Origin of the sequence: Haloferula sp. (genome assembly GCF_049672945.1) — a bacterium.
Taxonomy (GTDB): domain Bacteria; phylum Verrucomicrobiota; class Verrucomicrobiia; order Verrucomicrobiales; family Akkermansiaceae; genus Haloferula.
The window spans coordinates 1-21,638 of record NZ_JBATWY010000171.1 but is presented as its reverse complement, the minus strand read 5'-3'; the positions used below and the strand labels follow the sequence as shown (position 1 = coordinate 21,638).

Below are 21,638 nucleotides of genomic sequence, written 5' to 3'. Positions count from 1 at the left end.
CTCGGCGGGATTCGCTAGATCCGGCGGCACCAAGTGGCTGAAAGGGGCTTCTTAGGAACTGGAAGACCATGAGATTTGACTGTCCGAAATGTGATCAGGGGATCGAGGTGGAGGCTCGATTTATCGGTAAACTGGCCAATTGTCCTCATTGCGGGCAAGAAGTTCAGGTTCCGATGATGCCGGGCGATCCGCCTCCTGCGGCGCTGCAGGTCGCTGGTGGCGAGGAACTGCCGGCGGTGAGGTGGACGAAGCTGCCGTGGAGGGAATCCGCTTCGGTGGCGAATGCCCTGCGGATCCTTTTGCTGCTTGTTGGGGGCGTGATGGCGCTGCTGCTGTTCCGTATCGAGCGGCAACTTGCCTCGATCCCGAGAATGGCCGACATCTACGCCGAGAGGGGCGAGCTGGTGCCTCACGGGGTGACGGATGCCGAAAGTCAGGCACCGGTGATCCACGTGGGGACCGAGGTGAGGATTGAGGATGGGGCGGAAGTGAAGATTGGCAATCTGGCGGAAGAGCCGGTGCCGGTGAAGCTTCGCGATTGAGATGATTTTCCGCTTTCCCCGGAAGCGGATCCGAAGATACTCCGCCGCGTCGCGCCTGACGGTGCGGCAATCAGCCTTTGGTAACGCCGGATTAGCTCAGGGGTAGAGCAGTTGATTTGTAATCATCAGGTCGTCGGTTCAAATCCGACATCCGGCTCCAGAGCCCCGATAGCGGAGACGATCGCGGGATTTTTGCCGCCCATCCTTCCGTCTACGGTGAAAGGGTGAATCACTTCCGTTTGAAGACCTGAAGATTGGCATCGCGAATTTTGAGGTGGTAGCCGGAGCCAAAGGGGACTTCTTCACCGCGACCGCCGATGGCGTCGTAGGCGGCGGCAAGGTCGGATTGCTTCCATTGGGCAAAGAGCGGGATCGGGCGGTCGTAGGTTCCTAGCAGGGTGGCGTTCCACTGACTAGAGTCATAGTAGCGGAAGGGAATGCCGGAGTCGTCCTGGAGGACGGCGCGGCAGTTGGAGAGGACCCAATTGCGGACCTGTGAGAAGGCGGGGTCGTGCATCAGGTAAGAGGCGGCCTTGAAGTAGGCGGTGGAGCCGCTGTAGGATGCCAGCCAGGATTGGAAGGAGCCGTTGAAGCCGGAGTTCGAGAGATTTCCCGAAACGTAGATGACTTTCTTGTAGCCTCCGTTCGCGGCCTTGTAGCGGATCTCAACCCCGGGGTAGCCACCGGCATCGATTGATTGGACGCTATCGACGCGGGCACCCATGAGGCCGAGCGAGGTGAGGAGGATGGGAGTGACGGGTGGGGCGACACGCATTTCCTTGGTGATGAAGTAGCCGCGGCGCAGGGGTTCATCCATGACGCTGGCAAGGCGGTCAACGAGACGGTTGGGGTTCTCGCCGGGGAGCTGAGGGACGGATCCGACTGATTCGAGTCCGACGAGCACGTAGGTCGAGGCATTGGGGAACATCGATGAGACGTAAAGAATGTCGGGTCCGCCGAAGGGGTAGAAGATGGTCGATGGCGATCCAAGGAGAGGCTTGAGGGTATCCTTGTAGTAGATCGCCTGGCGGGTGGTGCGTTTGGCGGCGAACTTGCGCCACTCGAAGTCGAAGTTGAGGGCGAGGGTGTGGTAGTCGCCGGAGGTCTGTTGCCACTGGGCGAGGGCGGCACCGTTTTTCACAGGTCGACCGGCGAGGAAGCGGGCGACGTCGTCGGGGCCGGGATCGCCCTTGGCTGGCCTGAAGTCTCTGGCGGGGTTCAGAGACGCTTGTTCATCTGAATTTGGTGTAGGATTGGAAGCGCAGCCGACCAGAAAGAGGGCGGCGAGAAGAAGGATGGAGCGTTTCATTTTCGAAATCGTTGTAGCGGGAACCAGAGCAGCGCGCAGGCGAAGGCGGTGGTGAGGCCGAGGAGGGTGGTGGTGGGTTCGGCAAAGATTGATCGGACGATGGCGAAGGCTGTCATGGCGAGGAAAATCATCGCGGGAAGGATGAGTCGGCGGAGGGTGGAGGGCGGAAGTTTTTGCCGGAGGAAGAACAGCCCGGCGACGGTGAGCATGGTGCAGAGGGTGAGGCCAGTCTGGGTGTAGTTGACGAGATCACGGAAGTTGGCGAGCAGGACGAAGGTGAGCGCCAGCAGGCATTGGATGGCGAGGGCCGTGTGAGGGGCGCCTTTGGTCGGCGTGAGAAATGACAGGCCGGGGGTGGATCGGCCCATGGCAGCCAGCACCCGTGGGCCGGCCCAGAGCTGGGCGCTGACCGACGCAAAGAGGCCGAGTGCGAACAGCGCGGCGATCGGGCCAGCTGCCGAGTCGCATAACAGCGAACGCGCGGCGATTTCACCGACGGCCGTCTGGTTGCTCATTGCTTCGACCGGGGCGGCATGAAGGAAGGCGGCATTGAGGGCGACGTAGAGGACGGTGACGAGCAGGGTGCCGCCCACCAGCGCGCGGCGAATGGTGCGGTCGGGTTGATCCCATTCCTCCAAACCGTAGATCGCGGCATTCCATCCGCTGTAGGCGTAGAAGACGAAGAACAGCGCGATGGCGAAGGCGGGCTGGAAAATGGATGTGAGGTCTGAGGAGGGATCAGCCTGCCAGGAGATGTCGCCTTTTCCGGGGATGAGCATCGCGGCGATGAGGAAGGCGAGGATCAGCAGGAGCTTGAGGGCGGTGGAGGCGACCTGGACGCGGGCACTGGTGGCGGCGCTGAAGGAATGGGCGGCGGTGCCGAGGAGGATCACCACGACCGCGGAAGTGGTGACGGGGACTCCCGGGAAGGCCTTGTGGAGGTATTCGCCAAAGGCGATGGCGCTGAGGGCGGTGGGGGCGGCGAAGCCGACGATGGCCGACAGCAGTCCGGCCATGAATCCGAGGGCGGGGTGGTAGAGTTCTCCGAGAAAGTGGTGCTCGCCGCCGGATTTCGGGAGGGCTTTGGCGATGACCGAGTAGCAGAGGGCGCCGCAGAGGGCGATGATGCCGCCGAGGACCCAGAGGAAGAGGATCTGGGGGCCAGTGGTGAGGGTGGGTAGTTGGTAGCCGAGCGAGGTGAAGACACCGGTTCCAATCATCGAGGCGACGACCAAGGAGAATGCGGAGATGGCGCCGGCACGATTCTGTGGCACGGGACGTATGAACCGCCAAGACGCCAAGGACGCCAAGGAAGAAAGTGGGGTGGGCTTTTGACAAGGCGACCGTGGTCGTTAGCTTCGGCGGATGAAATACTGGTTGATCAAGTCGGAGCCGGATGTGTTTGGCATCGACGATTTGAAGAAGGCGAAGCGCGAGCCTTGGAATGGGATCCGGAATTACCAGGCGCGAAATTTCATGCGCGATGAGATGGAGATCGGGGACCTGGCGCTCTTTTATCACTCCAACGCGAAGCCACCGGGAGTGGTGGGGATCGCGGAGGTGGCGAGCGAGCCGTATGCGGACAATCTGCAGTTTGATGAGAATTCAAACTATCACGACCCGAAGTCGAATCCGGATGATCCGCGCTGGATGATGGTGGACTTCAACTTCGTGGAGAAATTTCCGGAGATGGTGAGCCTCGATCAATTGAAGGGGGAGAAGGCGCTGGAGGGGATGCTGGTGACGCAACGCGGGACCCGGCTTTCGATTACGCCGGTATCGAAGAAGCACTTCGACAAGGTCTGCAGGATGGCGCGGTGAGTGAACAGTGAGCAGCCTGTCGCGGCGTAGTGCAGCGTTGCGCGGTTGAGTAGGCAATTACTACGAGATACGTAGGTCGTAGCTTGAGGCTATTTTGACTCCTCTTCTTGTGGAGTTGGCTCGTTGCTCGGTTCCTCTGGATTTTCGGGGTCAGATGAAGCCAGTGCATCGGCCTCTCCGGGCTCGCTGTTAGATGATTCGACGGCCTCGGGTTTCTGCGTATCCGATTCAGGATCAATGATCACTGATTCCGCGTTGGCTTCCGGCTCTGCGGTGGTTTCAGGTTCCGCTTCCGGCAGGCGGCCGCCGGACTCGAGAAGGGCGAAGACTTCTTCCTGGACGGTTTCGACTTCGGCGAGGGGGATGTCCGGGTCCCGAACGATGAAGACGTCGCCTTCCTTGCGGTGTTCGTAGATCCGGAGGATGCCGGAAGGGGTGCGCTGGGAGTCGGTTTCGCGCAAAAGTTTCTTCCGCTCCAGCATCACGGCGAGGATGTATCGGACGTTCTCGGTGTGCTCTTCATCTTCTTCGATCAGGCGGCGGAGCAGGGTTTCAGGATCCTCTTTCGCCATTGGATCGACCTTTTCGTGGGTTTCGGTCGGGACATAGGTGCTGCGCCAGAATGAGAAGGGAGTTTCTTCGGCTTCGCTACGGGCGTTCCAGGCGTCGGTCTTGAAGTCCTTTCTCAGGTAACCGCTCGATTCCGGGTCGGGAAAGAGCGCGGTGATGATTTTTTCACCTTCGGAAAAAGCTTGTTCGGTGAGGGCGCATTGGCGGGCGCGGGATCGGATATGCCAGGTGTCTGCGAAAGCCATGAGTGGGTGAGATTCGGAAAATGAGCTGAAGTCAATTCGGGGTCATGCGCCGCAGGGTCTGATAGATCGGGCGTCCCGAGAGTCGGCGTTGGAAAAGGAATATCGCAAGGCCTCCGAAGGCAAGGTTCGGGAGCCAGGCGGCGAGCATGGGAGGGAAGTAGCCGGCATCGCCGAGGCTCAGGGAGATGGACGTGAAGAAAAGCATGCCGACGCAGAGGAAGACGGTGACGGCGACGCCTCCGGTGGTGCCCCGGCGTGAGAAAACGACGCCGAGCGGGGTGGCGAGCATGACGACCACGAGGCAATTGAAGGGTTGCGCCCAACGGTGGTGCCACTGGGTGAGGTAGGTCTCGCGACGCTCGTGGGAGCCCTGGGGATGGCTTTTCAGCCAACTGATCAGGCTGGGCACTCCGAGTTGGCTGGCCGGCAGGCCGGGTTGGATGATTTCGGCCGGAGTCTCCCGCCAGGTTTTGATGATGTAGGGGTTCGGCAGGTCCTGGACAAACTCGGGTGGCTCACCATCGCGAAGCTTTCTCAAGGTGGCATCGAAGAAGGACCACTCGCCATTCTGTGGATTCCATGAGGCGGACTTCGCGACGAGGATGCTTTTCAAGGAAGAGTCTTCGTTTTCGCGGATGACCCGCACCTGCTGAAGGGGGGCACCCTTTTGATAGTCGGGTGGGAAGGAACCGACCATCCACAGCCGTCGTGCGCGCGGGTTACGGAATTTGACGACTTCGGCCGCGACTTCATCGAAGCCCCGTGCGGTATCGAGAATGACCTTTTCGGCGGCAGTGGCGCGCGGGGCCCATTGGTAGTTGAGTCCGGCACAGAAAGCCGCGGCGAGCAGCCCGGTGATGAAGAATGGGGCTGTCAGTCGCGCGATGCCGCGCCCGGTCTGAGTCATGGCGACGATTTCTCGCGATGCGGAAAGCCGACCGAGGCAGAAGAGCAGGGAGAGCAGCAGCGCATAGGGGAGCAGGGTAACGACGATTTCCGGAAAGCGTGCGGTGTAGAGCTGGACGGCGGTGGATGCGATGTTCTGGCTCTGCTTCAGTTCGTCGAGGTTGTCCTGGAAATCCATCAGCAGCCAGACGGTGGCCAGAGCGGCAAATCCGATCGCCAGAAGACTGAGGAATTGCCGCGTCACGTAGCGGGCCAGAATGCTGCCGAAGGCGTAGAACAGACCTCCGATGGCCGGGATGAAGCAGAGAAGGGTCATCACCACTGGACGAAACTGATGGGCGAGGGCGTCGGCGTCCGGGAACTCCCTGAGTCGTGTCGCGACTTCGAGTTGCTCGCCTGGCACGATCTTGAGCGCAAGGAGCAGTCCGGCGACGGAAAGGAGGATGGGAATCAGGAAGCGCCGCATGGTATCGACGGGGTGGAGAATGGCGGGAATGGTGCGGATGGGAAGGGGAAATCCGAGGGGCGCTGCAAGTGCTCGGGGGGCGGAGGCTGCGGCATGCGAGCGGGGCCGGTCATCTTGATCCTGACCATGGCGCTGGCGAGGGCCGGACTTTGGGCATGGGGCTTCGGGTGGGCTTCTCTTCAATTTCGAATTTGAGGATTGGAAAGTGCGCGTGGTGAGGGAGAAATGAGGCCACATGATCGGCTTGGGGGAAGGACACGCGGAGACGGATCGATTCGTCGAGGAGATCGGCCGTGCCTTTTCGCCCAAGGGGGTGATGTCGAAGTCGAGCGACTTTGAATTTCGGCCCCAGCAGCAGGAGATGGCGATGGAGGTGGCAAAGGCGCTGTCCGAGCGTCGCTCGCTGGTCGCGGAGGCGGGGACGGGCGTCGGCAAATCGCTCGCCTACCTGCTGCCGGCCGCCCGCTACGCGCTTGAGAGCGGGCGCAAGGCGATCATTTCGACGCATACGATCAACCTTCAGGAACAACTGATCCGGAAGGACATTCCGATTGTGCGTAAATTGGTCGGTGAGGATTTTCCGGCGGTGCTGCTGAAGGGGCGGCAAAACTACCTTTGTCCCGGTCGCTTGAAGCGCGCCTTCGAGCAGACCGGCGACCTTTTCACTTCAAGCGAAAACGAAGAGCTCAACGAAATCCGAAGGTGGGCTGAGGGGACGAATGACGGCACCCTGAGCGATCTGGAATTTCAGCCATCGAGAAAAGTGTGGTTGCAGGTTTGTTCCGAGGCCCACCTCTGCACCGCGCGCTACTGCGGGCCTCGGGGAAATTGCTTTTTTCAGGAAGCCCGGAAAGCGGCGGCTGAGGCGAAGATGCTGGTGGTGAATCATACGCTGTTCTTCGCCCTGCTCGATACCGGTGAGTGGTCGGACGAGGAGAAACCGAGTGGATTCCTTTTTCCGAATGACTTCGCGGTGCTCGATGAAGCGCACACCGTCGAGCAGGTGGCGGCGGTGCAACTCGGCTTGCGTGTCAGCCAGGCCGGGCTGAGGTTCGATCTGCAGCGCTTGTACGATAGCCGTCGTAGAAAAGGGCTGCTCAAGAGCTACGGCAAGGCATCGATGCTGCGCGCGGTGGAAGAGGCACGGATCGCAGCGGAGCGGTTCTTCGAGGAAATGGGACAGGTGGCGAAGTTCGGCGACTGGTCGAAGGAATGGCGCGTGCGCGAACCGGATATCATTTCGAACAAGGCCGCCGAGCCCTTGCGTCGTTTGTGGCAGGAGATCGATGCGGTGGCTGCCGAGCAGGAGCACGAACCGAGTCGCCTCGAACTGCAGGACGCCTCACGCAAGCTGCGCGAAGCCCACGGCGGGATCGCCGCATTTCTCGATCAGAGCGACGAGGACTGTGTCCACTGGGTCGAGCGTGGTGGGCGGGAAGAGAGCTTCATTTCACTGCATGCCGCGCCGATCCGGGTCGCGGACAAGCTGCGTCCGCTGCTTTTCGCCGAAGGCAAGACCTGCATCATGGCGAGTGCCACACTTGGAGTGGGGGATCCTTCGCTGGCCTGGTTTCGGGGTCGGGTCGGGGCCGAACATGTCGAAGCGAAGTCGATTGGCAGCCCTTTCGACTATCCGAGCCAGATGCGAATCAAGCTCTGGAAGACCATGCCGGAGCCGAACTCGCCTGAGTATGGCAAAGCGATGATCAAGGCGATCGGTGAAGCGGTGAAGATGAGCGAAGGGCGCGCTTTCGTGTTGTTCACAAGCTACAAGATGATGCGCGATGCCGCCAGCGGGTTGCGCGATGGATTTGAGCGTCGTGGTTGGCGACTGCTGATGCAGGGGGAGGGGATGCCACGGCACCGGATGATCGAGGAATTTCGTCGTGATATCCACAGCGTGATCTTCGGCACCGATAGTTTTTGGACGGGTGTTGATGTGCCGGGCGAGTCGCTTTCCAACGTCGTCGTGACGCGCTTGCCCTTTGCCGTGCCGGACCATCCTCTGACCCAGTCGCGACTGGAAGCGATCGAGGCGGAAGGCGGCAATCCCTTCATGGATTACTCCGTGCCCGAAGCGATCCTCAAGCTGAGGCAGGGCGTCGGACGCCTGATCCGCACCGCGAAGGATGAGGGTTTGATCTGCCTGCTCGACAACCGCGTGCTGACCAAGCGCTACGGCCGGGTGTTTCTCGACGCGCTCCCCGATGCCCCTCGGGACATCGTAGGCTAGTGATGAGAAGCTTGGAGAAAGTCACACCAATCTGCCTGAAGCCTTGGGGCCGATCTTCGATCAGTTCCGGTCCTGTTTGGTTCCGCTTAGGATTTTTCCTCCTTTCAGCCTCGCCATGGAGCGCGTTCATTCTGAACGCTTCGGCCGTGGACATCCTGTCCATCCGCGCCAGTTCTGCGTCCCTAATCATTTGTAATGAAAGCTTTGACTGACCCTGGTTTCTGCTCGTTTCTGACCCTCGTTTTCTATTTCATTTCCTACATCCCATGTATCAGAAAATGATCGATCTGGCAGAACTTGATGAAGACTAAATCAATGAAAACGATAATTAATCTAATATTCGGCTTGATCCTGATGGGAGTCGTCTCCTGCCAGGAAACCCGTAAGGTCAAAGTCACCGTGACCGCAGAAGATGGAACACCGCTTAAAGATGTGACCTCGATAGTGACGTTCATGGGATACACCGGAGATGACACCAAGCGAGAAAAAGGAGAAACGGATGCAAGGGGAGTTTTTCAAGCGAGCGGAGAGCCTCAACTCAGGATGTATGTCAGATTGGAAAAAAAGGGTTACTACACAACAGTATCAGGCCGTCTGACGCGTAAGCAAGACCACGACGTGGCTTACGTTTTAAGAGAAATAAAAAATCCCATACCGCTTTATGCGAAGAGGCTCCAAGTCTTCGCACCAGTTGTAGGCAAGGAATTCGGCTACGACTGCGAGGTTGGGGATTGGGTACAACCTCATGGAAAGGGCAGAACAAAGGATTTAGTTCTCACTGCAATCATTCACCATGAGGCCGACAGATATACGAACCACCATTACGAATTGGCGGTAAGTTTCTCAAACGAAAAAGACGGCTTCGTCAAGTTTGAGCAAAACAGGGAATCGGAATTAGAGGCGCCATACGAAGCGCCTGCAAATGCGAATTTTCAAAGCTCATGGAGGTATTTCAAAAAAAGAGAACCGGGTAAAGGTATCGAAACGAATCGTGAGCCAGATAAGGGATATTTTTTCAGATTGAGAACTCAGGTTGATCGTAATGGTGATATAATCTCATGTCATTATGCGAAAGCTTTTGGAGATTTTCCTGATCTGAAAATTTATTTCAACCCAAGTCCCAACGACCGGAATCTTGAATTCGATCCGTCCAGAAACCTGTTCACCGATCTTGATCCGACCGAGCAGGTTCGTGAGCCATGATGGAACGGCGTCCAGAAGACCGCGAACTATGGAAGGCAAAAAAGGTATCAGGTGAGAAAGTTTGCAATCTGCTCCGGTGGCGATTGTCGATTTCTTCTTGGGGCGGGGGCCGAGAATCGAGTTTTCGGGGGCGATCTACCAAGTGTTGCGTTTGATGCTGGGGAGAGAGCCTTGTTTGTTGAATGGCTAAAGGTGGGTGGCTGACGTCATAGAGGATGAGGAAAGGCGGGCGGACCTCTTTTACGGAGAGGGAGTGGATGTGGCGTTCGGCCTGGGCGTGGGCGCGTTCGAGGGCTTTGTCGAAGGCGGCGGTGCCGCGCTTGTCATGGCCGCCGGATTGGGTCGGGGCTTCGCCTGGGAGTTCGAGGAGTAGGCAGAGTTTGAGCAGGAAGTGCTGACCTGCGCCGCGTTCGTGGCCACCGGATTCTTTCTAGGTCGCGATGAAGGCGTCGATGGCTTCGGGGGCTGGATCCGGACTGATGTTAGGATGGTCCTAATCGCCGTGGAGAGTCAACGCGGGGGTGGGACTGGCGTGGGGGGCGTCCAGAGCAATCGATCGATGGGCGTGGATCATCGTTGAAGTCTTCAAGTCGGAAGACAAGCGGTAGGGAGATTGGGAATCGTGCCAGCAGACGTGCCGGAAGAGACCGTTCCGTGGGTGGGATCGCCCACGTTCCTCAGAACGACAGGAAGTTCTTCAGCATCGTCTTTCCTTCCTCGGTCAGGATCGACTCGGGATGGAACTGGACGCCGTGGACGGGGTGGACCTTGTGCTTCACGCCCATGATCTCATCTTCGGCGGTCCAGGCGGTGATTTCGAGGTCATCGGGGAGGGTGTCGCGTTTGACGATCAGGGAGTGGTAGCGGGTCGCGGTGAAGGGACTCGGCAGTCCTTTGAAGACGCTCTTGCCTGCGTGGAGGATCGGCGAAGTTTTGCCGTGCATCAGGCGGTCGGCGCGAACGACGTCGCCGCCGTAGACCTGGCCGATGGATTGGTGGCCGAGGCAGACGCCGAGGATCGGGGTGGTCGGGCCGAACTCCTTGATGACGGCGCAGGAAATGCCGGCTTCGTTCGGCGTGCAGGGTCCGGGGGAAACGCAGATGCGTGAAGGTTTGAGTGCCTTCACTTCTTCGACCGTCATCGCGTCGTTGCGGATGATCTTCATCTCGGCACCCAGCTCGCCGAAATACTGGACGAGGTTGTAGGTGAAGGAATCGTAGTTATCGATGATCAAAAGCATGAGTCGGAATGTCGGTCGCGTAAAAGGCTTCGCCTCACGCGATTGTTCTTGTGGAGAGCTAGAAGGTCTAAATGTCGAAGGTCTCGTGGATTGGAGGTCTGAGGATGGCGGTTACCGGTGCGAATGGTCAGCAGGGGACCTTTAGACTTGCGACCTTCAGACTTTAAGACGGTTTACTCTTCGATGGTGCGGGCGAGGGCGATGGCGCGGAGCATGCCTTTGGCCTTGTTGACGGTTTCGTTGTATTCGTAGGTTGGGTTCGAGTCGGCGACGACGCCGGCCCCGGCCTGGACGTAGGCTTTGCCGTCTTTGAGAAGACAGGTGCGCAGGGTGATGCAGGAGTCGTGGCCACCATCGAAGCCGAAGTAGCCGACGGCTCCGGCATAGGCGCAGCGTTTGCTTTTCTCGAGCTCGTTGATGATCTGCATGGCGCGGATTTTCGGCGCGCCACTGACGGTTCCGGCGGGGAAGGTGGCGCGTAGCACGTCGTAGGCGCTGTGGTTGCCATCGAGTTCACCGGTGACGTTCGAAACGATGTGCATGACGTGGCTGTAGCGCTCGACGATCATGAAGTCGTCGACTTTGACGCTACCGTGTTTGGCGATGCGGCCGACGTCGTTGCGGGCGAGGTCGATGAGCATCAGGTGCTCGGCGCATTCCTTCGGGTCATCGAGAAGGTCCTGCGCGAGGGCATCGTCTTCTTCCGCGGTCTTGCCTCTCCAGCGGGTGCCGGCGATCGGACGGATGTCGATTTTTCCCTCGATCGCGCGGACGTGAACTTCCGGTGAACTGCCGACCAATGCGAAGTCCTCAAGTTCGAGGATGAACATGTAGGGTGACGGGTTGACGTGGCGAAGGGCGCGGTAGAGGTCGACCGGTGATTTTTGAAACGGGGTCTCGAAGCGTTGGCTCGGGACGAACTGGAAGACGTCGCCAGCAGCGATGTATTCTTTTCCCTGAATGACCATCTGTTCGTATTCGGCCTGCGTGGTGTTGCTGGTGGCATCGCAGGGTTCGACGCTTGTTAGACCGTTGAGGGCGGGGACGTGCAGCGGTCGATTGAGCATCTCGACGATGGCCGAGACTTTCTCGCGTGCCGCGACGTAGGCTTCCTCGGGGTTGTCGTGCTCGGCGGGGAAGGCGTTGGCGATGATCTGGAGGCGGCGCAGCTTCTGGTCAAAGACGATCAGGGTGTCGGCGAGGACGAAGACGGCATCGGGCACGCCGAGTTCGTCTTTTGGCGGGGCCGCGACGGTCGGCTCGAACTGCCTGACGGCATCGTAGGAGAGGTAGCCAACCATGCCGCCGCAGAATGGGGGCAGGTTGCCGTGGAGCACCGGGCGGTAGGGGGCCATGTGGCGCTCAAGCGCGGCGAGCACATCGTCTTCGACCGTCTCGGTCGTGGTCTGACTGCCTTCGCGAATGGTGATTTCCTTGCCGCGGGCCTCGATGATGCGGCGTGGGCCGCTTCCGAGAATCGACCAACGACCGCTCTTGTCGGTACTCTCGGCACTTTCGAGAAGAAACGAGTGACGGCCGTCGCGCACCTTGAGGTAGGCGGACAGGGGCGTTTCGAAATCCGCGGCGAGCTGGGTGAAAACCGGGATCACATTTCCCTGGTCGGCCAGCTGCGCGAATTCCTCAAGGGAGGGCTCGATCGGGATCGGATTCACGTCGCGCGGGAGTGTGCCCGGCTTCGATCCGGTTGCAAGCTCAAGGGAGTCATCGTCGAATTGCCCGCGCTTCTGAAAAATTGAAACGCCAAGACACCAAGTTCGCCAAGTAAGGCACTGTTGCAGCGGTCTTGGAGATGGGGACGGGATCTGGATTCCTCTTCAACTTGGCGTTTCCTCAATTGGGAAAAAGCGGATGATCGCCGAGGCTACCCTAATTTCAGCAGCTTGCGCCCGCTCCAGACGTAGTTAAAGCCGGAGATCGCGGTCAGGGCGACAGCGGCCCAGAGTGAGATCGGCATGATCCAGCCTTCCGGCTTGGTGAGCATGAGGATGAAATGGACGATGTCGGCGGGGGCGTGGATGTGGTCGAAGGTCAGCCAAACCAGTGCATCGATGACGAAGATGAGCTGGAAGGTGGTTTTCCACTTGCCGAGTCGATCGGCGGCAAGGACCTGACCGGCTTCGATGGCGATCTGGCGCAGGCCGGTGACGAGGAATTCGCGGCCGATGATAAGTGTGGTAGCCCAGACGGGGGCAATGGGCTGGCCGTTGGACGATTTTTCCAATGTGGAAAGGAAAACGAAGGCCGCGCAGACCAGAATCTTGTCTGCCAAGGGGTCGAGCAGCTTGCCGAGAGGGGTCACGAGGTTCATTTTCCGCGCCAAATAGCCGTCGAGCCAGTCGGTGGCGGCGGCGACCGAGAAAGCGGCGAGCGCGATCGAATAGCCGGTGAGGCCGGGAAATTCCATCGCGCCAACGAAAATGGCGGCCAGAACCAAGCGCGAGAGGGTGATGGCATTCGGGAGGTTCACACGAGGAATGTGGGGAATGCATGCCATTCTGGCAACAAGGGGTTGCGCTCTTTGTCGGAGTTCCTTAAAGCGCCCTGTCCACCAAATCTATCATACAACATGAGCAACAGTGATTTCGGCCTCATCGGCCTGGCCGTTATGGGCCAAAACCTCGTCCTCAACGTGGAGTCCCGCGGCTTCCAGGTCTCCGTCTACAACCGCACGACTTCCGTGATGGAGGAATTCATCGCCGAGAATCCCGGTAAAAAACTCGTCGGCTGCAAGACGCTTGAGGAGTTCGTCCAGTCGCTTTCCTCTCCGCGCAAGATTCAGATCATGGTCAAGGCCGGTGGTCCGGTTGACGCGGTCATCGAGTCGCTGATTCCGCTTCTGGATAAGGGTGACATCATCATCGACGGCGGCAACTCGCTCTACACCGACACCGAGCGTCGTGACAAATACTGCGCGGAAGCCGGCATGCGCTTCATTGGAGCCGGCGTTTCCGGTGGTGAAGAAGGTGCTCTCAAGGGGCCATCGATCATGCCTGGAGGTCCTGCTTCCACTTGGGAAGTGATGAAGCCGATTTTTGAAAGCATTTCCGCCAAGGTGGATGGCGAGCCGTGCGTGGTGCACATCGGTGAAGGCGGTGCCGGTCACTTCGTCAAGATGGTGCACAATGGCATCGAATACGGCGACATGCAGCTCATCTGCGAAGCCTACAACATCTTCAAGGCTGCGGGTTTCTCCAACGAAGAGCTCGCTGACATTTTCGCTGATTGGAACGAGGGCGACCTCGAGAGTTTCCTCATCGAGATCACCGCCAACATCTTCAAGCAGAAGGATCCTGAAACCGGCAAGGACATCGTTGACCTGATCGTCGACAAGGCCGGCCAGAAAGGTACCGGACGCTGGACGGTGATGGAGTCTGTTGAGCAGGCGGTTCCGTTCTCGACGATCGCCGGCTCCGTCGAAGCTCGTATTTTGAGCTCGATGCGTGATCAGCGCAAGGTCGCCAGCGGCGTGCTCCAGGGTCCCGACAACTTGAGCTTCAAGCTTGAGGGCATGAGCAAGGAGGAGCTCGTCGCCAAGGTGCGCAACGCACTCTATGCTTCGAAAATTGTTTCCTACGCGCAGGGTCTCGACCTCATCAGCAAGGTCGGTGTTGCGAAGGGCTGGGACCTCAAGCTCGGTGAGATCGCCAAGATCTGGCGCGGCGGATGCATCATTCGTGCCCGCTTCCTCAACCGCATCACCGAGGCCTATCAGAGTGCCACGCCTCCGACGAACCTGATGCTTTCCCCATTCTTCACCGCGGTCCTCAACGAGGGACAGCAGGATTGGCGCGAAGTGGTTGCGCTTGCGGCAACGAACGGCATCCCGGTCCCATCCTTCGGCGGTTCCTTGTCTTACTACGATGCCTACCGTGCCGAGCGTCTGCCTGCCAACCTGCTCCAGGCTCAGCGTGACTTCTTCGGGGCTCACACCTACGAGCGCACCGACAAGCCCGAGGGTGAGTTCTTCCACACGGAAGACTGGCCGGATCTGATCAGCTGATCGGACTTCAAGGATTCCTCGGCCCGCCACTTCGCAAGGAGTGGCGGGCTTTTTCGGAGCATCGACATTCCTGTCGATGAGCCTCGCAAGCGAGTTATCTTGCAGTCGGACTCCCGCATTGCAGCGGATTGCCAGACCCCTCAGTATTTTCACAAATGAAGATCCAGGAAATTGCCTTCACTGTCTATCCGGTCACCGACATGCCCCGTGCGCGGGAGTTTTATGAAGGAGTGCTCGGTCTAACAGCCACGATGGACCACAAGATGGAAGGTGGTCACTGGGTGGAATACGATATCGGTGCAGGCACGCTGGCGATCGGCGTCGCACCGGGAATGGAGCCGAGCAAGGATGGCTGCAGCGTCAGTCTTGAGGTGGACGACTTTGAAAAAGCGGTGGCTGAACTGAGGGAGGCGAAGGTCGAGTTCAATTTCGGACCGATCGAGACTCCTGTCTGCCACATGGCCTTCGTTCGTGATCCCGACGGAAATTCAGTCGGAATTCATAAACGCAAGGAAGGCCATGCCTGATTCTTTAGATGGTCGATCAAGACTCGGACTTGTCGGCCCATCCGAGGCATTTGCTGAGAGAAGCTCGGCAGAAGCTCATGCTTTTTCGGGAAGAGTGAAGCCCTTGCGATACTGGGGATTGGCGAGGGGTGAGTTGGCAAGTTCGCCGCTCAACTTTCCGGTCGAGGGATCGACCGTCACATCGGAACCCAGGATGTACGGAGTTTTTGAAGTGTCGACCGACCAACGATCGAGTTGGGCTTCCTGACGATCAAGCACTTCGAGAAGATCGGGGGAAGAGGCGAGCGCTCCTTCGCGCAGTTCTTTGCCGGTCGCGGGTGAGCCGGACCGATGGGAAAGGTTGGCCAGATGAGAAAGTGCGGCGGTTTGGGTCGAGCGCGCCAGCTTGCCATGGAGTCCGTCGGAATTTCGCGAACGAACGGCATCGATGAAGTTCTGGGCGTGCCCATTGCCGGCATCACCCGGAAACTTCTGGATCTTGTTCTTCCCGTCGAGGCTGAAAATATTGCCTCCGCCGCGGCCGCCGCGGAATTCGCCGCCTTCGCAGGTGACGATCATGCCGACACGTGTGCCCTTGTAGGATGGTGCTGCGTTGGTGCCTGGTTTGATCCAAAGATCGTTCAGTTCGAAGATGACGGGCACGTCACCAAGTTCGAACCACAGGGTCTGCATGTTGGGGCTCTGGCCGGCGTCATCCCAAACGAACCGCTGGCCGAAGGAATTCATCTGGGCGGGCAGGCCGGGGTCACCGAGAAACCACGAGATGATATCGAGTTCATGCGGAGCCTGATTGCCGATGTCGCCATTGCCGGTATTCCAGATCCAGTGCCAATCGTAGTGGAATCTCTTGCGGAGGAGGGGAAGGTCGAGTGCGGGGCCCAGCCAGAGGTTGTAGTCGACGGTTGATGGGGGCTTGAGCGGCGGGTTCTTGGCTCGTCCGATGGAATCGCGGTTGCGGTAGCACAGGCCCCGGACGGCGGTGATTTTGCCGATCTCGCCGCTTTGAATGAAATCGAGAGCGTCGATCAGGCCGGTATCGGATCGGTTCTGGGTGCCCGCCTGGACGATCCGGTCGTATTTTTCGGCGGCTGCGATCATGGGGGCGGACTCCGACATCTTGTGGGTCACCGGTTTTTCGACGTAGACATCTTTTCCTGCCTGACAGGCATGGATGCAGTGCAGCGCGTGCCAGTGATTGGGGCTGGCGATGACCACGGCATCAATGTCTTGGCGATCAAGAAGGTCGCGGTAGTCCTGATGCTGCCCAACCGGGGTTTTCTGCCCTTGCGACTCCAGCTTCTTCACTCCTTTTGCCATGTGGGCGGTATCGGCATCGGAGATGGCGACGAACTCGACGTTCTTCAGGCCGCTGAAATAAGCGAGGTGAGCCTCGCCCTTTCCTCCACAGCCAATGAGTCCGAGGCGGACCTTGTCGTTGGCTCCTTCCACTCCCAATGCGGGGAATCCAGCGAGGGCAGAAGCTCCGATGGTCTGGATAAAGCGGCGGCGATCAAATCCGGAAAAGTGAGTGGTTTTCATGGTGCTGGGACTCATACGTTCACGAATTTGCCATTTTTACGGTGGTTCTTCTCTTCCCTTTCCGAGTTGGGCCTCTGATTCTTCGACTTGGACGACGGAAATCCTGATCTTTCAAGATTTCGCAAAATACCCAAGAATTATTCCACTCAACAACATTGCTACATCAAGAGTATTAACGTAAACCCATCATCAGTGAAGGCGAAACCCGTTGTTTTCTTGGTCCCAGCTTCGTTGTTGGCAGGTGTTGCTCTGTTTAGTGTCGTCGTAGTAGATGATCCCCACGAATCAGGAGGGGCTGCGGTTACAAAAGTCTCCCGAATGCCTTCGGTGAATGCTTCTGACGAGACTCCTGTGCGGGATCGTTCCGGATCGCAGACGTCCGCTGCAATCTCCACGAGTGAGGAAGTGGAGGCTTCCGAAGAACGGAATGGCCTGCTCACGCTGCTGGATGAGGAAGCGCTGGCAGAGGTCTTTCAAGAACTGCCCAAACATGGACAGAAGCATCGTCACGAGGAGTTCGATGTTCCTGAAAAATACCGCGGACTGACTCTTGACGAGTGGGTGGCGATGCTTCCGCCGGAAGATGGACGGCGTCTTCAGCAGTATCGCAATGACTTGGCTTCGCTCGATCCTGATCTGCGTCGTTTCAAGTGCTGGGCACCCGGGACTGCGCCGGAGATCGTGGCTGGATATCGACTTGCGGAGGTGGAGGGCGGATTGGCTCCTGGTGAGATGAAGACGAAAGCCACCCAGTTTCTTGATCCGGAGCGATGGACGGAAACCGCGACACAGGCGAACGGCAGCAACGCCCAAGGGACTCCGGTGACTTTGACCTGGAGTATCGTGCCCGACGGAACCCGGGTTCCCGGGGACAGCGGAAGCCTCGGTCCCTCCAATTTTCGCGCCTGGATCCAGGGGATTTATGGAGGTTCGGCGACGGCTGATCCGACCACCCAGGTTTGGTTCCCGCTGGTTCAGGAGGCCTTCGATTCGCTCGGGAACCAGTGCGGCATCACCTTCGTTTACGAACCGGAGGATACGGGTTCTTCCTTTTCAAGGACGGTCGACGGGCGATTGGGAACCCGGGGGGATATCCGGCTTTCTGCGAGGGATATTGATGGGAACAGCAACACCCTCGCCTTCGCCTACAGCCCTGGCTACGGGGATATCGTGATGGATTCCGCCGATAACTTTTATGAAAACACGTCGAGCAACTCGCGGCGATTCGTCAACGTACTTACCCATGAAATAGGTCATGCGATCGGTCTCGCCCATGTCTGCCCTATCAACGAAACGAAGCTGATGGAGCCTTTCGTCACCGAAAACTTTCGGGGCGCCCAGTTTGATGAGTTTCAATCCACTCAACGTCAGTATGGGGATCCGTTAGAAGGGCTTGGTGGCGGCATCAACAATGATTCGGCTGCGGCTGCCACGGATCTGGGTTTGGAACCGGACGCGGCGTTTTCGAGGCAGTGGCTGAGTATCGATGGTAGGCTCGACAGCGACTGGTATGTGCTCAGTTCCCCAGCGAATGCTCGCCTCACCATTCGAGTGGTGCCGGCTTCGGGTACTTATCTGGAAGGTTCGCAAGGATTTACCTGTTCGGAGGGTACGAACTATAATCCCGCGATTCAACAGGACCTGACGCTTCAGGTCCTCCGCGGTGGTGGGGCGGTTCAAGTGGCGACACGCGATGCCACCGGGCCGGGTGGTACCGAAGTGCTGGCGGGTGTCCAACTCTTTCAAGAAGGGGAATACTTCATCAAGGTTGCCGGCAAGGCTGCGGATGCGGCTCAGCTTTACAGCATGCAGATCCTGCTGGAATCAGCTCCTGCGGGGGTCGATCTCCAAGTGGTGAAGACTCGTTTGTCGGCCGAATCGAATGTCGGACAAAATGGCAATGTGGACCCTGACGAAACGGTTCAGCTGGGGATCACCTTGATCAACGATGGCTCCGATGATGCGCAGTTGGTCACCGGGCAATTGACGGGGCCGACGGGTTTCCTCGATTTTGGTGGGGTGCAGTCAGTGGCCACGATCGGTTCAGGACTTCAGTCAGAGCTCTTTTTTACGGTATCGGTTCAAGGTGAATGTGGTGATCCGGTGGCGATGAGTCTGGAACTCCAGTCCAATGGAGGAACGGCGACCTTCCCGATCAACGCGCTGATCGGATCCGCATTCGGAACGAAGATCGAGGGATTCGATGACTCAGAGGAGCTGCCTGAGGATTGGGCCACCAACGAGACAGGAAGGGGAGCCCTTTGGGAAATTGTATCGACCCGCAAGAGCAGCATTCCGAATTCCGCTTATATCGCAGGGCCGCGACAGATCGGCTTGTCGAATTTGGAGTCGCCTGCGATGGGGATTGGCCCGAGTGGAGCGACACTTAGCTTCCGTCACTGGTACGATCTGGAATCGGGGCGCGACGGTGCCCAGCTTCAAGCTTCTCTTGATGACGGTGCCTGGTTTGATCTTTTGAACTCGGCGGCGACTGTCATTGAAGGTGGCTACAACCTAACCATTGCGGAATTTGGGGGTAGTGACATCGCAGGTGAACAGGCGTGGTCGGCGAACTCGGGTGGCTTCAGGACGACGACCCTTCAGATCCCCTCAGCGTGGTCGGGAAGCGAAATTCGGTTGCGGTGGACATTGGCGAGTGACTCGAATGTGGCCAGCACCGGGTGGTGGGTTGATGCAGTAAGCTTCGATACCGACCTCCTCGCTTGTGATCCCTACCTGCCGATGGTTTCGCTTTCCTTGGAGGAAGGGAACTTGTCGGAGCGTTCATCGGTGGATCCCTTGAAGCTGACTTTGTCGACACCGCTGCCGTTGAGATTTCCGGTCAATGTTCCACTAACCCTCTCGGGAACGGCAGAACTGGCTGATCTAACAGCAACTCCGGTGGCGAGGTTGGAAGTTGGTGAGTCGGAAGCGGTATTTGAACTCGCTGCGAAGCTTGACCGACTTGATGAAGGGAGTGAGAGCCTGACTTTGACGACTCCCGAGTCTTCGACAGAGTACGTTTTGGATGGAGAAACCTCCTACACCGTGTCCGTCGAGGATTCCGAGTATTCCGAGTGGGCGGGGACGGAGTTCGAACCGGGTGCGCTTCTGACCGGTCCAGATGATGATGCCGACGGAGATGGATGGTCGAATGTTGCGGAATATCTCTCTGGAACGAATCCGAACGATCCGGATTCACTGCCCCAGACACAAACGGTGATCGGAGAGTCAACAATTGAGATCCAGACGGGCCCCGAGTTGGTGGAACGTGACGATGCGGAGATTCGCGGGGAAACGTCCACCGACCTCATCAACTGGACGGATGAGGATGTTGGCAGAAACCCGAACGGATTCGAAATCACGACCGATGGCGAGATCGGATTCCTCAGGGTGGTGTATGAGTTCCTCGATAGTCCGGACGAAGAATGATCAGCGCCCGTTCCTGTTCAGGTAGGGAGACCGATCAAAGGCGTCGTTGTCGAGCCTTGGGTCGTGGCGTGATTCAAGTTCGCGGACGAGTTGGGTTCGAAGCCTCGCTTTGACTTCGCGGTATTCGGGATCGTTGGCCAGATTGTGGATCTGATGGCGGTCCTTGCGCAGGTCGTAGAGTTCTTCGGCAGGCCGCTTGCCCCACGCAAAGTCGGTGTAGGTGACGTTGTCTTCATCGTTCCGGTGTTCCACCAGCCACGCCTTGGTTGGCCCCGCATCGATGTCGGCGAAGGCCACTCTGGTGTTGTTAGTCAGCGTCTCGAAGTCGGGAGCGCTGTCAGTGGTCACGGCCAACGCATCGCCCATCGGTGATCGCTCCGGCTTGAAGTTGATGATGTAGAGATGGTCGGAGCTGCGGATCGCCCGAACGGGGTAGGGGAGCTGTCCGCGGCGGGCCGAGCCGACATGGGCCTCTCTCCCGATCAATGCCCATCCTCGCAGCTGCTCATCCGTGGCTCCCTTGGCCAATGACGGGAGAAGGTTTTCCCCATCGGGATCGTCCTTGGATGGGACTCCGGCCGCTGCAAGGAAGGTGGGGGCGAGATCGATGAGTGAGACCGGAACTTTGACCTCGCGACCGGGTGCAATGTGCTGCGGCCAACTCATGGCGAGGAGAACCCGCGATCCAAAGTCATGGACGTTGCACTTTCCCATCGGGAAACCGGGAGCCCCGTGGTCACCGGAAATGCAGATTAGGGTGTTTTCCAGTTCACCAATCTTCTTCAGTTCGTCGAGGATGACTTCGCATGCGGCGTCGAAGGCCATGCCCTCCCCAAGATAGTCAGCGAAATCCTCACGCGTGACTTCGTTGTCCGGCATGAAGGGAGGAAGCTTTCCTTTCAGACGGTCGGGGTCGAGCCCCCACAGAGCCTTTCCTGAACCCTTGATCCATTTACGGTGGGTGTTGGTAGGGTTGAAGGAGTAGAAGAAGGGTTGTCCCGCTTTCCGTTTGGCAAGGAAGTCACGGAAGTTGCCGCGGACTTCGTTGAGGATGGCAGCCTTGGTGGAGTCTTTGTCTTTCGCCTTGCTGAGGTTCTGAGAGTAGCTGTTCAGGCGGGCTCCAGCCTTGTTGTAGATGTTTTTTTTACCACCGATGATGCGTTCGTCCATGTGCAGCTTGTAGGTCAGCCCGATGTGGTAACCCGCATCCTGAAGCGACACCGGCATTCCGGTGATCTCGTCAAAGGGGTCGGGTGCCTCGTCTCGCCAGGGATGATGGAGTTGCGAATGGGATCCGTTGCGGAAGAAGTGGCGGCCGGTGTTCAGCGAAGTGCGCGACGGAGTGCAGGAAGGAACGGAGACGAAGGCGTTCTCGAATAAGGCTCCTTCGCGGGCGACCCGATCAAAAGCCGGGGTCGAGGTGATGTCATTCGGAGATGGAAGCGATTCATCCGCGTAGGCCGAGGCGTAGCGGCCAAGATCATCGGCAAAGAGCAGAAGGATATTCGGGCGATCTTCTTCAGCAGCAAGTGGCAGGCTGAGGAGGAGCGGCAGCAGGAGGAAAGCTCTCATCATCAGCTTCT

Annotated in this window: 17 protein-coding genes and 1 tRNA gene; 9 read left to right on the top strand and 9 right to left on the bottom strand. The window is 58.5% G+C overall.

The window, feature by feature from the left end; all coding sequences use genetic code 11:
- Positions 1-68: 68 nt before the first annotated feature.
- The gene (locus WBG04_RS15160; RefSeq protein ID WP_424315296.1) at positions 69-542 is read left to right on the top strand and encodes a hypothetical protein; all 474 of its coding nucleotides are present in this window, start codon (positions 69-71) and stop codon (positions 540-542) included.
- Positions 543-627: 85 nt separating this feature from the next.
- Positions 628-702 (top strand) — tRNA-Thr (locus tag WBG04_RS15155).
- A gap of 69 nt (positions 703-771) precedes the next feature.
- Here WBG04_RS15155 and WBG04_RS15150 read toward each other — a convergent pair.
- Together WBG04_RS15150 and WBG04_RS15145 are read right to left on the bottom strand one after the other, a co-directional pair.
- Positions 772-1,851 (bottom strand): hypothetical protein, encoded by a 1,080-nt coding sequence (locus tag WBG04_RS15150; RefSeq protein WP_424315295.1) that lies wholly within the window; start codon positions 1,849-1,851, stop codon positions 772-774.
- A complete protein-coding gene (locus tag WBG04_RS15145) occupies positions 1,848-3,125 on the bottom strand; it encodes an amino acid permease (protein ID WP_424315294.1) in 1,278 nt (425 codons plus the stop codon). The genes WBG04_RS15150 and WBG04_RS15145 overlap by 4 nt, the downstream gene beginning before the upstream one ends.
- A gap of 91 nt (positions 3,126-3,216) precedes the next feature.
- On the opposite strand from WBG04_RS15145, the gene WBG04_RS15140 reads away from it, so the two are divergent.
- Complete coding sequence (locus WBG04_RS15140) at positions 3,217-3,672, top strand: EVE domain-containing protein (protein WP_424315293.1); 456 nt, start codon at positions 3,217-3,219, stop codon at positions 3,670-3,672.
- Positions 3,673-3,761: 89 nt separating this feature from the next.
- Here the strand turns inward: WBG04_RS15140 and WBG04_RS15135 are convergent, their stop codons facing one another.
- Complete coding sequence (locus tag WBG04_RS15135; protein WP_424315292.1) at positions 3,762-4,487, bottom strand: hypothetical protein; 726 nt, start codon at positions 4,485-4,487, stop codon at positions 3,762-3,764.
- Positions 4,488-4,518: 31 nt separating this feature from the next.
- Positions 4,519-5,859, bottom strand: a complete 1,341-nt coding sequence (locus WBG04_RS15130; protein ID WP_424315291.1) for an LptF/LptG family permease — start codon at positions 5,857-5,859, stop codon at positions 4,519-4,521.
- Positions 5,860-6,094: 235 nt separating this feature from the next.
- Between WBG04_RS15130 and WBG04_RS15125 the strand changes: the two genes are divergently transcribed.
- From WBG04_RS15125 to WBG04_RS15115, 3 genes are all read left to right on the top strand, one after another.
- Positions 6,095-8,092: an ATP-dependent DNA helicase gene (locus tag WBG04_RS15125; protein WP_424315290.1), complete on the top strand. Its 1,998-nt coding sequence runs from the start codon at positions 6,095-6,097 to the stop codon at positions 8,090-8,092.
- Positions 8,093-8,407: 315 nt separating this feature from the next.
- Entirely contained in the window at positions 8,408-9,295 is an 888-nt protein-coding gene (locus tag WBG04_RS15120; protein WP_424315289.1) for a hypothetical protein, read from the top strand.
- Between the two features lie 196 nt (positions 9,296-9,491).
- A complete protein-coding gene (locus WBG04_RS15115; protein ID WP_424315288.1) occupies positions 9,492-9,668 on the top strand; it encodes a hypothetical protein in 177 nt (58 codons plus the stop codon).
- Between the two features lie 304 nt (positions 9,669-9,972).
- On the opposite strand, the gene WBG04_RS15110 is transcribed toward WBG04_RS15115, so the two are convergent.
- The 3 genes from WBG04_RS15110 to pgsA form a co-directional block, all read right to left on the bottom strand.
- The gene (locus WBG04_RS15110) at positions 9,973-10,536 is read right to left on the bottom strand and encodes an anthranilate synthase component II (RefSeq protein ID WP_424315287.1); all 564 of its coding nucleotides are present in this window, start codon (positions 10,534-10,536) and stop codon (positions 9,973-9,975) included.
- Positions 10,537-10,709: 173 nt separating this feature from the next.
- On the bottom strand, positions 10,710-12,209 hold the full coding sequence (trpE, locus tag WBG04_RS15105) for an anthranilate synthase component I (RefSeq protein ID WP_424315286.1): 1,500 nt from the start codon (positions 12,207-12,209) through the stop codon (positions 10,710-10,712).
- Between the two features lie 209 nt (positions 12,210-12,418).
- Entirely contained in the window at positions 12,419-13,051 is a 633-nt protein-coding gene (pgsA, locus tag WBG04_RS15100; protein WP_424315285.1) for a CDP-diacylglycerol--glycerol-3-phosphate 3-phosphatidyltransferase, read from the bottom strand.
- 72 nt (positions 13,052-13,123) lie between these two features.
- Between pgsA and gnd the strand changes: the two genes are divergently transcribed.
- Positions 13,124-14,557 (top strand): decarboxylating NADP(+)-dependent phosphogluconate dehydrogenase, encoded by a 1,434-nt coding sequence (gnd, locus tag WBG04_RS15095; protein WP_424315284.1) that lies wholly within the window; start codon positions 13,124-13,126, stop codon positions 14,555-14,557.
- Positions 14,558-14,712: 155 nt separating this feature from the next.
- Positions 14,713-15,084: a VOC family protein gene (locus WBG04_RS15090; protein WP_424315283.1), complete on the top strand. Its 372-nt coding sequence runs from the start codon at positions 14,713-14,715 to the stop codon at positions 15,082-15,084.
- 75 nt (positions 15,085-15,159) lie between these two features.
- On the opposite strand, the gene WBG04_RS15085 is transcribed toward WBG04_RS15090, so the two are convergent.
- Positions 15,160-16,623 (bottom strand): Gfo/Idh/MocA family protein, encoded by a 1,464-nt coding sequence (locus tag WBG04_RS15085; RefSeq protein ID WP_424315282.1) that lies wholly within the window; start codon positions 16,621-16,623, stop codon positions 15,160-15,162.
- A gap of 318 nt (positions 16,624-16,941) precedes the next feature.
- On the opposite strand from WBG04_RS15085, the gene WBG04_RS15080 reads away from it, so the two are divergent.
- Entirely contained in the window at positions 16,942-20,055 is a 3,114-nt protein-coding gene (locus WBG04_RS15080; RefSeq protein ID WP_424315281.1) for a matrixin family metalloprotease, read from the top strand.
- Here WBG04_RS15080 and WBG04_RS15075 read toward each other — a convergent pair.
- Positions 20,056-21,638 (bottom strand): sulfatase family protein (locus WBG04_RS15075; RefSeq protein ID WP_424315280.1); only part of this gene is annotated, 1,583 nt, incomplete at its 5' end.

What these genes read in the sequence shown, in the direction of transcription:
- gnd (WP_424315284.1), top strand. Translation starts at nt 13,124, where the DNA reads ATGAGCAACAGTGATTTCGGCCTCATCGGCCTGGCCGTTATGGGCCAA.
- WBG04_RS15140 (WP_424315293.1), top strand. Translation starts at nt 3,217, where the DNA reads ATGAAATACTGGTTGATCAAGTCGGAGCCGGATGTGTTTGGCATCGAC.
- WBG04_RS15135 (WP_424315292.1), bottom strand. Translation starts at nt 4,487, where the DNA reads ATGGCTTTCGCAGACACCTGGCATATCCGATCCCGCGCCCGCCAATGC.
- WBG04_RS15080 (WP_424315281.1), top strand. Translation starts at nt 16,942, where the DNA reads ATGCCTTCGGTGAATGCTTCTGACGAGACTCCTGTGCGGGATCGTTCC.
- WBG04_RS15085 (WP_424315282.1), bottom strand. Translation starts at nt 16,623, where the DNA reads ATGAAAACCACTCACTTTTCCGGATTTGATCGCCGCCGCTTTATCCAG.
- WBG04_RS15130 (WP_424315291.1), bottom strand. Translation starts at nt 5,859, where the DNA reads ATGCGGCGCTTCCTGATTCCCATCCTCCTTTCCGTCGCCGGACTGCTC.
- WBG04_RS15125 (WP_424315290.1), top strand. Translation starts at nt 6,095, where the DNA reads ATGATCGGCTTGGGGGAAGGACACGCGGAGACGGATCGATTCGTCGAG.
- WBG04_RS15150 (WP_424315295.1), bottom strand. Translation starts at nt 1,851, where the DNA reads ATGAAACGCTCCATCCTTCTTCTCGCCGCCCTCTTTCTGGTCGGCTGC.
- WBG04_RS15160 (WP_424315296.1), top strand. Translation starts at nt 69, where the DNA reads ATGAGATTTGACTGTCCGAAATGTGATCAGGGGATCGAGGTGGAGGCT.
- WBG04_RS15120 (WP_424315289.1), top strand. Translation starts at nt 8,408, where the DNA reads ATGAAAACGATAATTAATCTAATATTCGGCTTGATCCTGATGGGAGTC.
- WBG04_RS15110 (WP_424315287.1), bottom strand. Translation starts at nt 10,536, where the DNA reads ATGCTTTTGATCATCGATAACTACGATTCCTTCACCTACAACCTCGTC.
- WBG04_RS15090 (WP_424315283.1), top strand. Translation starts at nt 14,713, where the DNA reads ATGAAGATCCAGGAAATTGCCTTCACTGTCTATCCGGTCACCGACATG.
- pgsA (WP_424315285.1), bottom strand. Translation starts at nt 13,051, where the DNA reads ATGGCATGCATTCCCCACATTCCTCGTGTGAACCTCCCGAATGCCATC.